Source organism: Pseudomonas sp. HT11 (genome assembly GCF_044875395.1).
Taxonomy (GTDB): Bacteria; Pseudomonadota; Gammaproteobacteria; order Pseudomonadales; family Pseudomonadaceae; genus Aquipseudomonas.
The window spans coordinates 4852331-4865874 of sequence record NZ_CP173217.1 but is presented as its reverse complement, the minus strand read 5'-3'; the positions used below and the strand labels follow the sequence as shown (position 1 = coordinate 4865874).

8 protein-coding genes are annotated in these 13544 nt (G+C 61.7%); 7 read left to right on the top strand and 1 reads right to left on the bottom strand.

What is annotated here, in order from left to right:
* Positions 1 to 649 precede the first annotated feature (649 nt).
* The 6 genes from ABWL43_RS22450 to argR all read left to right on the top strand — a co-directional run bounded on the left by ABWL43_RS22450 (position 650) and on the right by argR (position 6043).
* Positions 650 to 1435: an ABC transporter substrate-binding protein gene (locus ABWL43_RS22450; protein WP_106576110.1), complete on the top strand. Its 786-nt coding sequence runs from the start codon at positions 650 to 652 to the stop codon at positions 1433 to 1435.
* 91 nt (positions 1436 to 1526) lie between these two features.
* Positions 1527 to 2216, top strand: coding sequence for an ABC transporter permease (locus ABWL43_RS22445; RefSeq protein ID WP_032886746.1), 690 nt, complete (start codon positions 1527 to 1529; stop codon positions 2214 to 2216).
* On the top strand, positions 2213 to 2911 hold the full coding sequence (locus ABWL43_RS22440) for an ABC transporter permease (protein WP_106576111.1): 699 nt from the start codon (positions 2213 to 2215) through the stop codon (positions 2909 to 2911). The genes ABWL43_RS22445 and ABWL43_RS22440 overlap by 4 nt, the downstream gene beginning before the upstream one ends.
* Position 2912: 1 nt before the next feature.
* Positions 2913 to 4025 (top strand): succinylglutamate desuccinylase/aspartoacylase family protein, encoded by a 1113-nt coding sequence (locus tag ABWL43_RS22435; RefSeq protein WP_369301486.1) that lies wholly within the window; start codon positions 2913 to 2915, stop codon positions 4023 to 4025.
* 27 nt (positions 4026 to 4052) lie between these two features.
* The gene (locus ABWL43_RS22430) at positions 4053 to 4817 is read left to right on the top strand and encodes an ABC transporter ATP-binding protein (protein WP_003214336.1); all 765 of its coding nucleotides are present in this window, start codon (positions 4053 to 4055) and stop codon (positions 4815 to 4817) included.
* A 245-nt stretch (positions 4818 to 5062) separates the two neighbouring features.
* Complete coding sequence (argR, locus tag ABWL43_RS22425; protein WP_106576113.1) at positions 5063 to 6043, top strand: transcriptional regulator ArgR; 981 nt, start codon at positions 5063 to 5065, stop codon at positions 6041 to 6043.
* A gap of 6 nt (positions 6044 to 6049) precedes the next feature.
* On the opposite strand, the gene ABWL43_RS22420 is transcribed toward argR, so the two are convergent.
* Positions 6050 to 11974 (bottom strand): dermonecrotic toxin domain-containing protein, encoded by a 5925-nt coding sequence (locus ABWL43_RS22420; RefSeq protein WP_404484426.1) that lies wholly within the window; start codon positions 11972 to 11974, stop codon positions 6050 to 6052.
* A 286-nt stretch (positions 11975 to 12260) separates the two neighbouring features.
* Between ABWL43_RS22420 and ABWL43_RS22415 the strand changes: the two genes are divergently transcribed.
* The gene (locus ABWL43_RS22415) at positions 12261 to 13481 is read left to right on the top strand and encodes an aspartate aminotransferase family protein (protein WP_145159375.1); all 1221 of its coding nucleotides are present in this window, start codon (positions 12261 to 12263) and stop codon (positions 13479 to 13481) included.
* The last annotated feature ends 63 nt before the right edge of the window (positions 13482 to 13544 follow it).

The window sequence follows — 13544 nt, the reverse complement described above, 5'->3', positions numbered from 1 at the left end:
TTTTTTGTTGACTGGCTATCACTGACGAAACCGAATCATTGTGGGAGCTGGCTTGCCTGCGATGAGGGTGGCACAGGCACAGGCGGGCTAACAGGCAGACCGCTATCGCAGGCAAGCCAGCTCCCACATTTGGAGGGTATTTCAACCTGGCTGAAGTGTAGGTCTGACAGACCGGCATCACCACCAAGCCAATAAATATCGACTTCCCCCGTAGGACGTTTCTGAATGTTACCGAAGCCTGCAAATGTGTAACCCTACGCCCAAACCTGAGGCAAAGTGCTACGCCCGTGCCCCGAAAAGCCCCGTTTTAGACACCCTCTGAAATAAGATTAAACGCCAGACTTGCCGTGCTAGAAGGGTTTGCGAATAATAGGCCCGCAATTTGCAGCATCAACAGGTTTAATATCTTTTGTCTCTGCATAAAATTCAGAGGCTGTCAATGTGCTGGAACCGCTTTCTCAGTGCTTCTGTAAATTGTTGTCGCATTGAGGAAATATCGGCTTCCGGCCTGTCGTTAGAATGCCGATCACTCGCTCGTCGTCTCCCATGCTGAACCGGGGTAGGACGCAGCACCGCTATTCGGTTTCACTTAAGTCGCATCGTGGGCCACGGCTCATTCTGCTTTTTGCCCTACCGATGGAGTCCCAAGATGAAGAAACTTGTGCTGTTGGGCGCCCTGGCGCTGTCCGTGCTGTCGATGCAGGCCTTCGCTGATGAAAAGCCCCTGAAGATTGGTATCGAAGCGGCTTACCCTCCGTTTGCCTCGAAGGCGCCGGATGGCAGCATCGTCGGTTTCGACTACGACATCGGCAATGCCCTGTGCGCCGAGATGAAGGTCAAGTGCGTCTGGGTCGAGCAAGAATTCGACGGCCTGATCCCTGCGCTCAAAGTGCGCAAGATCGACGCGATCCTGTCGTCCATGTCCATCACCGAAGACCGCAAAAAGTCCGTGGACTTCACCAACCGCTACTACCTGAGCCCAGCGCAGCTGGTGATGAAGGAAGGCACCACGGTCAGCGACAGCCTGGATGAATTGAAAGGCAAGAAAATCGGCGTGCAGCGCGGTTCGATCCACGACCGTTTCGCCAAGGAAGTCCTGGCCCCTAAAGGCGCCACGGTTGTGCCTTACAGCTCGCAGAACGAAATCTACCTGGACGTGGAAGCCGGTCGCCTCGACGGCACCGTGGCCGACGCCACCCTGCTGCAAGACGGCTTCCTGAAAACCCCGGCCGGTAAAGGCTATGCGTTCGTGGGCCCACAGTTCACCGACGCCAAGTACTTCGGCGACGGCATTGGCATCGCTGTACGTAAAGGCGACAAGGCCGAGCTGGACAAGATCAACGCGGCCATCGCAGCGATCCGTGCCAACGGCGAATACAAGAAAATCCAGGACAAATACTTCGACTTCGATATTTACGGCGCTGACCCTAAGTAACTCGTCCTAGCTGTCTGTCCAGAATGGCGCAAGCAACAGAATTCCTGCGGTTTGCGCCATTTTTTCATCCCCCTTTTCGAGGACCTGAATCATGTTGAAAGGCTACGGGGCCGTCATCCTCGATGGCGCATGGTTGACGCTTCAGCTCGCCTTGTCGTCCATGGCCTTGGCCATTGTTCTGGGTCTGATCGGGGTCGCGTTACGCCTGTCGCCGGTGCGCTGGTTGGCCTGGCTGGGTGACTTGTACTCCACGGTGATCCGCGGGATCCCCGACCTGGTGCTGATCCTGCTGATTTTCTACGGCGGTCAGGACTTGTTGAACCGCGTCGCGCCGATGCTCGGCTATGACGACTATATCGACTTGAACCCCTTGGCCGCCGGTATCGGCACCCTGGGTTTCATCTTTGGCGCCTACCTGTCGGAAACCTTCCGTGGCGCCTTCATGGCCATTCCCAAGGGCCAGGCCGAGGCCGGCCTTGCGTATGGCATGAGCTCTTTCCAGGTGTTTTTCCGGGTGATGGTGCCGCAGATGATTCGGCTGGCGATCCCTGGTTTCACCAACAACTGGCTGGTACTGACCAAGGCCACCGCGCTGATTTCGGTGGTGGGCCTGCAAGACATGATGTTCAAGGCCAAGCAGGCGGCAGACGCCACCCGCGAGCCTTTTACCTTCTTCCTCGCAGTGGCGGCGATGTACCTGGTGATCACCAGCGTGTCGTTGCTGGCCCTGCGCTATCTTGAGAAGCGCTACTCGGTAGGCGTAAGGGCGGCTGATCTATGATCTTCGACTACAACGTCATCTGGGACGCCATGCCGCTGTACCTCGGCGGTTTGGTGACCACCCTGAAATTGCTCGCCATCTCGCTGTTCTTCGGCTTGCTCGCCGCCTTGCCCCTGGGCTTGATGCGCGTGTCCAAGCAGCCGATCGTCAATGGTGCGGCCTGGCTCTACACCTACGTGATTCGCGGCACGCCGATGCTGGTGCAGCTGTTTTTGATTTACTACGGTCTGGCCCAATTTGAAGCCGTGCGCGAAAGCTTCCTGTGGCCGCTGCTGTCCAGCGCCACGTTCTGCGCGTGCCTGGCCTTTGCGATCAACACCAGCGCCTACACCGCGGAGATCATCGCCGGTAGCCTCAAGGCCACGCCGAACGGTGAGATCGAAGCGGCCAAGGCCATGGGCATGTCGCGTTACAAGCTGTACCGCCGCATCCTGCTGCCATCGGCCCTGCGCCGTGCGCTGCCGCAGTACAGCAACGAAGTGATCATGATGCTGCAGACCACGAGCCTGGCGTCCATCGTCACCCTGATCGACATCACCGGCGCCGCGCGCACAGTGAACGCCCAGTTCTACCTGCCGTTCGAAGCCTATATCACGGCCGGCGTGTTCTACCTGTGCCTGACCTTTATCCTGGTACGCCTGTTCAAGCTGGCCGAGCGCCGCTGGCTCAGCTACCTGGCGCCACGGAAGCACTGATATGGAACGTATCGATCACCTGTTGCCCTGGGGCCACCTGGGCTGCGAGCGCCAGCTGAGCGTGTTTCGTTTCGGCAGCGGCGAGCGCAAGGCCTACCTCCAGGCCAGCCTGCACGCCGACGAATTGCCCGGCATGCGCGCCGCCTGGGAACTGAAAAAACGCCTCACCGAACTGGAACAGCAAGGTGCGCTCAATGGCGTGATCGAGCTGGTGCCCGTGGCCAACCCGATGGGCCTGGGCCAGCTGTTGCAAGGCAGCCACCAGGGGCGTTTCGAAGTCGGCAGCGGCAAGAACTTCAACCGTGATTTCGTCGAGTTGAGCGAGCCGGTCGCCGCGTTGCTCCAAGGCAAGCTGGGCGATGACCCGCACGCCAATGTGCGCATGATCCGTCAGGCGATGAGCGATGCGCTTAGCGCGTTGCCCGAGCCGAGCAGCCAGCTGCAAGGCATGCAGCGCGTTTTGCTCAGCCACGCCTGCACCGCCGATATCGTCCTCGACCTGCATTGCGATGCCGAAGCCGCGCTGCATATGTACGCGCTGCCGCAACACTGGCCGCAATGGCGTTCGCTGTCGGCGCACTTGAATGTGAAAGTCGGCCTGCTGGCGGAAGACTCCGGCGGCAGCTCGTTCGATGAAGCCTGTTCGCTGCCGTGGTTGCGCCTGTCCCGGGCGTTCCCCGAGGCGCAGATTCCGCTGGCGTGCCTGGCGACGACCCTGGAGCTGGGCGGCCAGGCCGACACCGGCCGCGACGAGGCGATCTTCCACGCTGAAGGCATCCTCGCGTTCCTGGCCGAACAAGGCCTGATCAAGGGCGAATGGCCCGCTCCGCAGCATGAGCCGTGCGAAGGCCTGCCATTCGAGGGGACCGAGCTGTTGTTCGCGCCCCATGCCGGCGTAATCAGTTACCTGCGTAAAGCCGGTGACCGGGTGGAGACCGGCGAGCCGATTTTTGAAGTGATTGATCCCTTGACCGACCGCGTCAGCATTGTGTGTGCGGGCACGTCCGGGGTGTTGTTTGCCGTTGAACGGCTGCGTTATGCCCAAGCGGGTTTCTGGCTGGCCAAGGTGGCGGGGCGCGAAGCGCTGCGTCACGGGCGCTTGCTCAACGACTGACCACCTGTTTTTGTGAGAACCGACCGCATGTACAAACTTGAAGTCCAAGACCTGCATAAACGCTATGGCAGTCATGAAGTGCTCAAAGGTGTGTCCCTGGCCGCCGCGGCCGGTGATGTGATCAGCATCATCGGTTCCAGTGGTTCAGGCAAAAGTACCTTTTTGCGCTGCATCAACCTGCTCGAGCAACCTCACGCCGGCAAGATTCTGCTCAACAACGAAGAGCTGAAACTGGTGGCCAACAAGGACGGCGCCATGAAGGCTGCCGACCCGAAGCAGCTGCAGCGTATGCGTTCGCGCCTGTCGATGGTGTTTCAGCATTTCAACCTGTGGTCGCACATGACCGCGCTTGAAAACGTGATGGAAGCCCCGGTGCACGTGCTGGGCATGTCGAAAAAAGACGCGCGTGAAAAAGCCGAGCATTACCTGGCCAAAGTCGGCGTGGGCCATCGTAAGGATGCGTTCCCCGGCCACATGTCCGGCGGCGAACAGCAGCGTGTGGCAATTGCCCGCGCCCTGGCGATGGAGCCTGAGGTGATGCTGTTCGACGAACCGACCTCGGCCCTCGACCCGGAACTGGTCGGCGAAGTGCTCAAGGTCATGCAGGACCTGGCCCAGGAAGGCCGCACCATGGTGGTAGTGACCCACGAAATGGGCTTTGCCCGTGAAGTGTCGAACCAGCTGGTGTTCTTGCACAAAGGCATCGTTGAAGAGCGTGGCAACCCGCGTGAAGTGCTGGTGAACCCGCAGTCTGAGCGGTTGCAGCAGTTCCTGTCGGGCAGCCTGAAATAATCAAGACTGCTTTGTGCACCGAGTTAGTGCATGCTTCACAGCTTTAAGGCTGGCCTCGATCCCCTGTGGGAGCTGGCTTGCCTGCGATAGCGGTGGGTCAGTTTGCCTCTCTGGCACAGACACGCCGCCATCGCAGGCAAGCCCGCTCCCACATTAGATCTCCACATGTTTTGAGATTTGTGTTGGTTTCCGGGCTAGCATTGGCCCTTGTCTTCATTAGCGTTCTTCGTTTCGGATAGCACTCCATGACCGCCCACAAAATTGGTTTCCTGATTTGGCCCAGCACAAAAGCCCTGACGCTTGCGCTGGCTGAGGAGGCCTTGCGCGTTGCTCAGCGGGTGCATCCGGACGTGGTCTACGAGTTGTCGTTCCTGCTCGCCGAGCCTGCCACCGAAGGCGCCTGGCAATTGCCGGGTGAGCCGTGGGCCGGCAAGCTCGAGGGTTTCCAGAAACTCTTCCTGCTGGCAGACGAGCCGCCGACCGTCATCGCCTCGCAACTGAGCGCGGCGCTCAAGCAGCTTGTGCGGGCGGGTTGCGTGATCGGTGGCTTGTCGGCGGGTGTGTATCCGCTGGCGCAACTGGGTCTGCTCGACGGCTACCGCGCCGCCGTGCACTGGCGCTGGCAGGACGATTTTGCCGAGCGCTTCCCCAAGGTCATCGCCACCAGCCATCTGTTCGATTGGGACCGTGATCGCCTGACCGCCTGCGGCGGCATGTCGGTACTCGACCTGTTGCTGGCCGTGCTGGCCCGTGACCATGGCGCCGAACTGGCCGGCGCCGTCTCCGAAGAACTGGTGGTCGAACGCATTCGCGAAGGCGGCGAGCGCCAGCGCATTCCATTGCAGAACCGCCTGGGCTCCAGCCATCCGAAGTTGACCCAGGCCGTGTTGCTGATGGAAGCCAACATCGAAGAGCCGCTGACCACCGACGAAATTGCCCAGCACGTATGCGTGTCGCGACGACAGCTTGAACGCATCTTCAAGCAATACCTCAATCGCGTTCCCAGCCAGTACTACCTGGAATTGCGCCTGAACAAGGCGCGCCAGATGCTCATGCAAACCAGCAAGTCGATCATCCAGATCGGCCTGTCGTGCGGCTTCTCCTCGGGCCCGCACTTCTCCAGCGCCTACCGCAACTTCTTCGGCGCTACCCCGCGTGAAGACCGCAACCAACGCCGCAGCAGCAGCCCGTTCGAGTTGTCGTCGGTGCCGTCCGAGCGCGGCTGACCTCAGTTATTCCTCCATCGGTTCGGGTGTAGACGGTGGCGTCAGGGGCGCGCCCTGGGCGTTCAGGCCGGCTGCATCCACCTGCAGATCATTGCCCGTCTGGCGAAAATACTGCCGAAGGTGGTCCAGGCTGCCCTCCGACAGCGGGTTGCCGCTGAGGTCGGACTCGTCGTCCCACGGCTGGCGCATGCTTAGAATGTCGTCGGGGACCTGGGTGATCAGGTTGTCGCTCAGGTCCACGGTGCGCAAATAAGGGCGGTCAAACAGCCCGAACGGTACCTCGCTGAGCCCGCAGTTTTGCAGGTAGAGGCATTCCAGCCTGGGCATATTGTCCAGCTCAGGCGCCCCGCCCAGCGGGTTGTCACTCAAGTCCAGGTACTCCAGGTTACGCAAGTCTCGCAACTTGGCGCGGGCCCGCGGGCTGAGGCGAAGCCGACTTTGCGTCAACGTCAGGCTGGTCAGCCTTGGCAGGTTGAAGATCAGGTCGGGGATATCGCCCAGGGCGTATTGATCCAGCGCCAGCGTGCTCAGGTTAGGGAATGCACGCACCAGGCCTTCAACGTTGGTGGTGGTGCCTTCGCCGATGAGCTCCAGATGCGAAACATGTTCGAACCGTGCGCTCAAGGTGGGCAGCTCGCCAAAGATCGACGTATGGCACGTCAGCTTATGGGTCACTCCATACCCGCCATTGAAATCGTCGATTTCGCTCTCGCGGCGCCAGCCTTCCTCCAGTGTTGTCTTGATGGCAAGGCGCTGGATTTGCTCCTCGGCTGCTGTCTGTTCGTCCAGCGCCACATCAAGGATGGGATGCCGTTCGGGTACGGTCAGTGCCCAGAGGGTGAGGTCTGCACTGAGGCGCTCGTATTCGCTTTCCAGACGACGGATGGCGCCGTCAATCGCATCCAGATCGCCGGGCAGGCTGAAGATAAACACATTCACCTCCGCGGCGGTGAACGTCGGATACAGGGCTGCGATGCGCGCTTTATAGGCGCCGGGCGCATCGACCTGGAGGTGCTCGCCGCGGGTTTGGCAATAGCGCTTGAGCCGTTCCAGGGTCGCTCGTGACAGCGGGTTGGCAGATAAATCAAACGCGCTGGTAACTGGGGCCGGCCTTTGCAGCAGCGGTTCTGGGATCTGCGTGATCAGGTTGTGGCTCAGGTCTACGAGGTTGCGTTCGCGGGGCGTGAGCAGGCTCGGCGGAATCTCTGTGAGGCCGGTGTTGCGCAGTCCCAGGCTGTCCAGTGATGTCATCGAAGCAAAGTCCGGGAGTTGCCCCAGAGGGTTATCGCTCAGGTTCAGCCGTTCCAGGTTGCTCTTTGCCTCCAGGGCCTGGACGGTTTTTGCTGACAGTCGCAGGTTGCAGCGTTCGAGGCTGAGGGTCGTGAGCTGTGGCAGTTGGAAAACCGGCTCGGGAATATCCTCCAGCGCATAGTCTTCAATGATCAGGTGCTGCACGTCCGAAAAACTCGCCAGCCAGTTTCCCACGTCCAACGGCTGAGCATCGCCACGGAGCCTGAGGGTCGACACGTGGGTGAACCGGCTGCTGAGTGTCGGCAATTTGCCGCTTATGGGGGCAGAGATGTCCAGCGCGTAGGTGGGATAAATGTCGTTGCTGTGGTCGTCCTGCTTCAGTTGCCGACGCCATCCGGCGAGCAGCGCCTGTTTGAACGCCTCGCGCTGGTAGGGGGCGGCCTCGCCGAGGCCGGGGCTGTTCACCCAAGCGTCCAGCTCGTGGTTCAGCTGCTTGTAGTCAAGGTCACGCCGCGCCAGTTCGATTTTGCCCATTTCCAGGTTGCCCGGCAGGCCGAAAATCAGGCGGTTGATTTCGTCACTGCTCGAGGTTGGGTAAAGCATCTTCGCGCTGGCAATGTCCACCGGGGCCGCATTGGCCTCCCAATAACTGCCGGTGCGCTGGAAGTAGGTTTTGACCTGCTCAAGGGTCTGGCCAGACAGCGGGTTGCCGGAAAAGTCGAACGAATGACTGGTTGCCACGGGAAGCTCGAAAAGTGCGTCGGGCAATTCAGCAATGCGGTTGTCCCGAAACAGCGCGGTCTCCAGCTGGGGGCGCTGCAAAATCCCGGCAGGCAATTGCGTGATACCTGTGTTGCTCAGATCGAGAAAGTGCAGGCCAGGCATGTTCTCGACACTGGGTATGAGCCCCAGCGGGTTGTTGAAGAGGTCGAGGGTTTTGAGCCGGGTCATGTTTTCAAGCGCGGTGCGGGTCTGGGCAGTCAAGGTGATGTTGCAATCGCTGAGCACCAGTTCATTGAGGCTGGGTATCGCGGGGACGCCATCGGGCAGTCTGTCGAGGTTGAAGTTGCGCACGGTCAGGCGGCGCAGGAACGGAAACATCGACAGGAACGTGTCGATCTCCAGTGGCCCTTGCTCGCCCTCCAGCGACAGGCTGGAGATATGACCGAAACGCCCGGGCAGCACGGGAGGATTGCCGGCAATCGGCCAGTTCAAGTGCAGTTGATAGCCATTGGGGGCAGGCGGCTCGTAGTACGCATCGAGCGGGGTTTCCAGGCGCCAGGCCCGGCGCAGTTCATCGGCCCAGGCCGTGCGGTTGCGCCTTGCATAGGCGAGTTCCTGACGACTGATGCGCACCTCGGCGTCAGCGCTCAGGCGCGGCGTGGCAGTGATCCAGGCCTGCAAATCGCGCTCAAGTTGCTGGTATTCGTTGCGCAGCGTGCTCAGCGCCGTCGTGACCCCGCCGGGCGCTTGTTCCAGGCTGCGCACAATGTTGTCGATATGCGTGCGTGGCAACGCCGGGAACAGTTGCTGGGCGTGTTCATGCGCGGTCAGCGCGTGCTGCGCGCCGGGCATGGTCGTCGGTCGATAGCCCGGCATACCACCGCGCAGGCGCATGGTGTTTGGGTCGTAGGCGGGTTTGCCGACGGGGGCGTCCGCGAGCAACTCGCGCAGACGCCAGTGGTGCAGGGCATGACGAGCAAGCGCCTGGCGTAGGGCCGGGCCCTGGCCGATATGAATGCCCAACGCAGCGCGCGCCGGGTCGGGCAGCGCCTGGAGCAGGGCGGTGTAGAAGTCGGTTTCGCCAAACAGCGGGCCGCTGCTGTCGGTGGGCACGTAGTCGCCGTTGGCGGTGTAAACCAGCGTGCGCTGAACGCTGGCGCGGTCATCACCGATCACGTCGCGCAACGGGCCATCAGCGGTGTCGTTTCTGACGCTAATGCGCAGCCCCGCGGGCCAGTTCGGCACATCGGGCAGGGAGTGCAGGGCCAAGCGGTCAGTGTCCTGGTTGTCGATGCTGTCCAGGTACAGCCCTTCGTAGGCACGGCAGGCGCGTATTTCTCGCTGGGCTTCATGCGCCAACTCGATCAGGCGCCGTGGTACCCGGCCTTGATCGAGGGCGCGCAGCTCCTCAGGGCTGGCGATGGCGCGCAGGGCTTCAGCGGCGCTCACCGGCAAGCCCGGCGACGCGTCGACAAGCGCGCTCAGCTGCGCATCGTCGGTACGCTGCAGCGCGCGATACGCTGACTCGAACAGCGCCCAGCGTTTTTCCCGTGCCAGGTGGGCAAGTTTTTTCCTGAGAACACGCGTACGTGCTTGTAGCGAGGTTGTGGGATCGCCGAACGCTTCCCCAAGCAACGTCCTTCTCTGCGGTTCGTCCAGCGCTTCGATAAGGGTCTGGAGCAGGTCGCCATTGTTCAGTTGGTGCTCATGAATCTGGGTGACGCTGGCGTCTGGCGCGCCCGGGATTTCCCAGTGCGTGCGTCCCCGGCTGTCGATCAGGCGCAGGGTTCTGGTGGTGGGCCACAGCCCGTAGTTGGTCAAGAGCAGCAGTTGGGTCTGGGCATCGGCCAACGCTTGGACACGCGGGTCATCACTGTTCATTTGGTCGATGAAGGTTTGCAGGTCCTGGTCGATTTTGAAGCGCTCGAAGGTGTCGGCCAGCAGCGGTGGCAGGGGTTCGTGGGTCATGTAGAGTTTGCGCAGCGCCGCGTCTTCGACACCGCTGACGTGGCGAATCTGTGCCAGTTGCAGGTCGCTGAAGCTTTGCGCCTGATGGCCCAGACGGCGCATCAACTGGGCGCTGTCCCAACTCAGCGGCCGGTCCAGCTCACTCACCCAGGCGCCTTGGCCATTGCTGTATGCCGTTGGGCGGTAGGCATTGGTGCGGGTGGGATGCTTGAAGTAATGCGTCTGAGTACTGGGGTCGAGCCCCAGCGCGTAATGCGCGCCGGACAGGGGCAGGATGTCTTGCTCGCCATGCGCGTGCAGGCCGAGCGGGTTGGCGCGCGAGCCTTCGGGCAGCGTCACCGCCTGGGCGTAAGGCGCAAGGTCCGGTTGCCACAGCCGGTGCTGGCCATCGGGCAAGGTGACGGGTTTGAGGCGGTCGAAAAACTGCCAGAGTTCCGCGGGCAAGTGCTGGCGCAACAACCCTTCGGCAAGCGGCGGGCCGAGGGCGAACATGCCCAGTTGGACCATCTGCTCCAGCACAGACATCAGGTGCCCGAACGCCTGGGTCTTGAGGCCTTCGGCCCAGTCGACGATGCCCTCGAACGTGTCATCCAGCAGCTGATACGCGGTGTAACCCAGCATCAGTAAACCCACCGGCGGTACAAACGGTGCGGCGACCAGCGCGGCAATCTGCAGCAGGGCCGAGCCGATTTTTTCGAACAGGCTCCAGCGCTCCCAGCGGGTTTTCTGGTCGGCGCTGGCGGTGGACACGGCTTGAGCGCGTGCGTCATTGAATAGCTTACTCAGTGTGGTTTGGTAAAGGTGTTCGAGCACCGAGCCGCTGATCGGTGTGACGGCAAACTGCAGCTCAGGCTTGTCCACCGGCGTATCCCGCCAGGCAGGGCGCGGGTCGCCGCGGGTGTGCGCATGCCAGGTGACGCGTGACAGGCGCTGGCCGAGGTCGGCGAAAAAATGCCCGCGCTCGTCGTGGTTCACGAAACGGCTGAAGAATTGCTGGTACGCAGGCTGGCGCAGGTCGGCGGTCAGGGCCTGCATGAACTGCACGCTGGAGGGGTACTCCTTGAGCGGGTGTTGCGGGTCGTGCGGAATATAGGCAATGACGGGCACCACGTGATTGGCCCGCTCAAGGTTCGCGGAGGTAAACAGCACAATGCCTGTCAGCGGGCTGGACAGGATGCTCAGGGCGTGACAGCGCAGTGCGTTGCAGTCCGCCGGGTTGCTCAGCAATTGTTGCAGGCGCTGCGAGCTGGCTTGCGACAGGTCGCCCTGCAGGCGCGCCACGTGCAGGGCGAGTCTCAGGTTGGCGACCTGGCTGGCGTCGAAGCGGTGTTGCAGGTAGGCAGCGGCGACGGGGTTGTTGAGGTCCAGGAAGTGCTCGAGGTAGGCGCTGTATTGGCCGCCAAGGTCCAGTTCGCGACACAGGCGTGTAAAGGCCGGCACGCTGATACGGGTGTCTATGTCGGGCAGGGTTTCGAAATGCCCGGTGGCGGTGGGCCGGGTGATAAAGCCGGACGGTGGCTCGTAGGCGTCGACAGTGGTTTCGCCAGCTTCAAAGTTATGCAGGGCGGCGTCCAGCAGCGACACGGTCCTGATCCGCGCTGCGCCGGAGCGCACCGGGAACCAGGGGATGGTCGCCGGTACAGATAGGCGCAGGTAGGTGCTGCGCACATCGCACTCCACACCGAAGTGCTGCTTGAGCGCCTGTTGCAGCACGGGCGCGGCGAAGTCGGCGGGTGACTTGAGTGCGTCCATGGCCTTGTCGAGCCGGTTCTGGCTGATCCAGGCCTCACGGATCAGGCCCTTGAGCGCCGCGTCCTGCTCGGCTGAGGGCTGGGCGTACCACGCCGGGGCGCTGGTTTTAAGGGCGTTGCGACGCGCGGCCGACGCGTCGCCCAGCCAGTCGGGGATCGCGTTTTTGAGCGTTTCATGATGAACGTCGCGTGCCGGAATCAGCCGGTCGAAGGCGGGCACGCTGGGTTGCTGGCTCATTGCAAAGCTTCCTGAGGATAAAATGATGCCCTCAGCAGAACAGTTCGCCGTCGCCGATCCGTGTTAGATAATTAAGCGCGAGCCGTAAATCGGTGCCGTTGGGCGAGCCCACGGTTTAAACTGCGCCATTGCGATGCTATTTGTCGCATTGGCGTAAACCCGCTGAAAACGCGGGTTGGCGCTATAAGAAGTTGTCGCTTGGCGGCAAGGCCGCACTGAAAACTGTCCTTACAATCCCTGCATCGCCCGCCAGTTCCAGGCAGGCGTTCCTCTTCAGGAGACTCCGATGTCCGTTGAGCAAGCCCCGGTGCAACGTGCCGATTTCGACCAGGTCATGGTTCCCAACTACGCACCTGCCGCATTTATCCCTGTGCGTGGCGCGGGTTCGCGCGTCTGGGACCAGGCCGGTCGCGAGCTGATCGACTTTGCCGGCGGCATCGCGGTTAACGTATTGGGCCACGCCCACCCGGCGCTGGTCGGTGCACTGACCGAACAAGCCAACAAGCTGTGGCACGTTTCCAACGTCTTCACCAATGAGCCGGCCCTGCGCCTGGCCCACAAGCTGATCGACGCCACCTTTGCCGAGCGCGTGTTCTTCTGCAACTCCGGCGCCGAAGCCAACGAGGCCGCGTTCAAGCTGGCCCGCCGTGTGGCGTTCGACCGTTTCGGTACCGAGAAGTACGAGATCATCGCCGCGCTGAACAGCTTCCACGGCCGTACCCTGTTCACCGTCAACGTCGGTGGCCAGTCGAAGTACTCCGACGGCTTCGGGCCTAAAATCACCGGCATCACCCACGTGCCTTACAACGACCTGGAAGCGCTGAAAGCCGCCGTGTCGGACAAGACTTGCGCCGTGGTACTCGAACCGGTCCAGGGCGAAGGCGGCGTATTGCCGGCTGAGCTGGCGTACCTGCAAGGCGCCCGCGAGCTGTGCGATGCGAACAACGCACTGCTGGTGTTCGACGAAGTGCAAACCGGCATGGGCCGCAGCGGCCACCTGTTCGCCTACCAGCATTACGGCGTGACGCCGGACATCCTCACCAGCGCCAAGAGCCTGGGCGGCGGTTTCCCGATTGCAGCCATGCTCACCCGTGAAGACCTGGCCAAGCACCTGGTTGTCGGCACCCACGGCACCACGTACGGCGGCAACCCGCTGGCGTGCGCGGTGGCGGAAGCGGTCATCGACGTGATCAACACCCCGCAAGTGCTGGCTGGCGTGAATGCCAAGCACGAGCTGTTCAAGGCGCGCCTGCAACAGATCGGCGAGAAATACGGCATTTTCACCGAAGTGCGCGGCATGGGCCTGCTGATTGGTTGCGTGCTCAGCGACGCGTTCAAGGGCAAGGCCAAGGACGTGTTCAACGCGGCCGAAAAAGAAAACCTGATGATCCTGCAAGCCGGCCCCGACGTGGTGCGTTTCGCCCCGAGCCTGGTGGTGGAAGATGCGGACATCCAGGAAGGTCTGGACCGTTTTGAACGCGCCGTGAAGACGCTGACGCAAGCCTGATAGCGACACATTTTGCTGGCTGGACTGGGTCAAAAATGTGGGAGGGGGCTTGCCCCCGATAGC

Excerpts from the sequence above, each read along its gene's own strand:
- ABWL43_RS22450 (WP_106576110.1), top strand. The coding sequence starts at position 650 with ATGAAGAAACTTGTGCTGTTGGGCGCCCTGGCGCTGTCCGTGCTGTCG.
- ABWL43_RS22445 (WP_032886746.1), top strand. The coding sequence starts at position 1,527 with ATGTTGAAAGGCTACGGGGCCGTCATCCTCGATGGCGCATGGTTGACG.
- ABWL43_RS22440 (WP_106576111.1), top strand. The coding sequence starts at position 2,213 with ATGATCTTCGACTACAACGTCATCTGGGACGCCATGCCGCTGTACCTC.
- ABWL43_RS22435 (WP_369301486.1), top strand. The coding sequence starts at position 2,913 with ATGGAACGTATCGATCACCTGTTGCCCTGGGGCCACCTGGGCTGCGAG.
- ABWL43_RS22430 (WP_003214336.1), top strand. The coding sequence starts at position 4,053 with ATGTACAAACTTGAAGTCCAAGACCTGCATAAACGCTATGGCAGTCAT.
- argR (WP_106576113.1), top strand. The coding sequence starts at position 5,063 with ATGACCGCCCACAAAATTGGTTTCCTGATTTGGCCCAGCACAAAAGCC.
- ABWL43_RS22420 (WP_404484426.1), bottom strand. The coding sequence starts at position 11,974 with ATGAGCCAGCAACCCAGCGTGCCCGCCTTCGACCGGCTGATTCCGGCA.
- ABWL43_RS22415 (WP_145159375.1), top strand. The coding sequence starts at position 12,261 with ATGTCCGTTGAGCAAGCCCCGGTGCAACGTGCCGATTTCGACCAGGTC.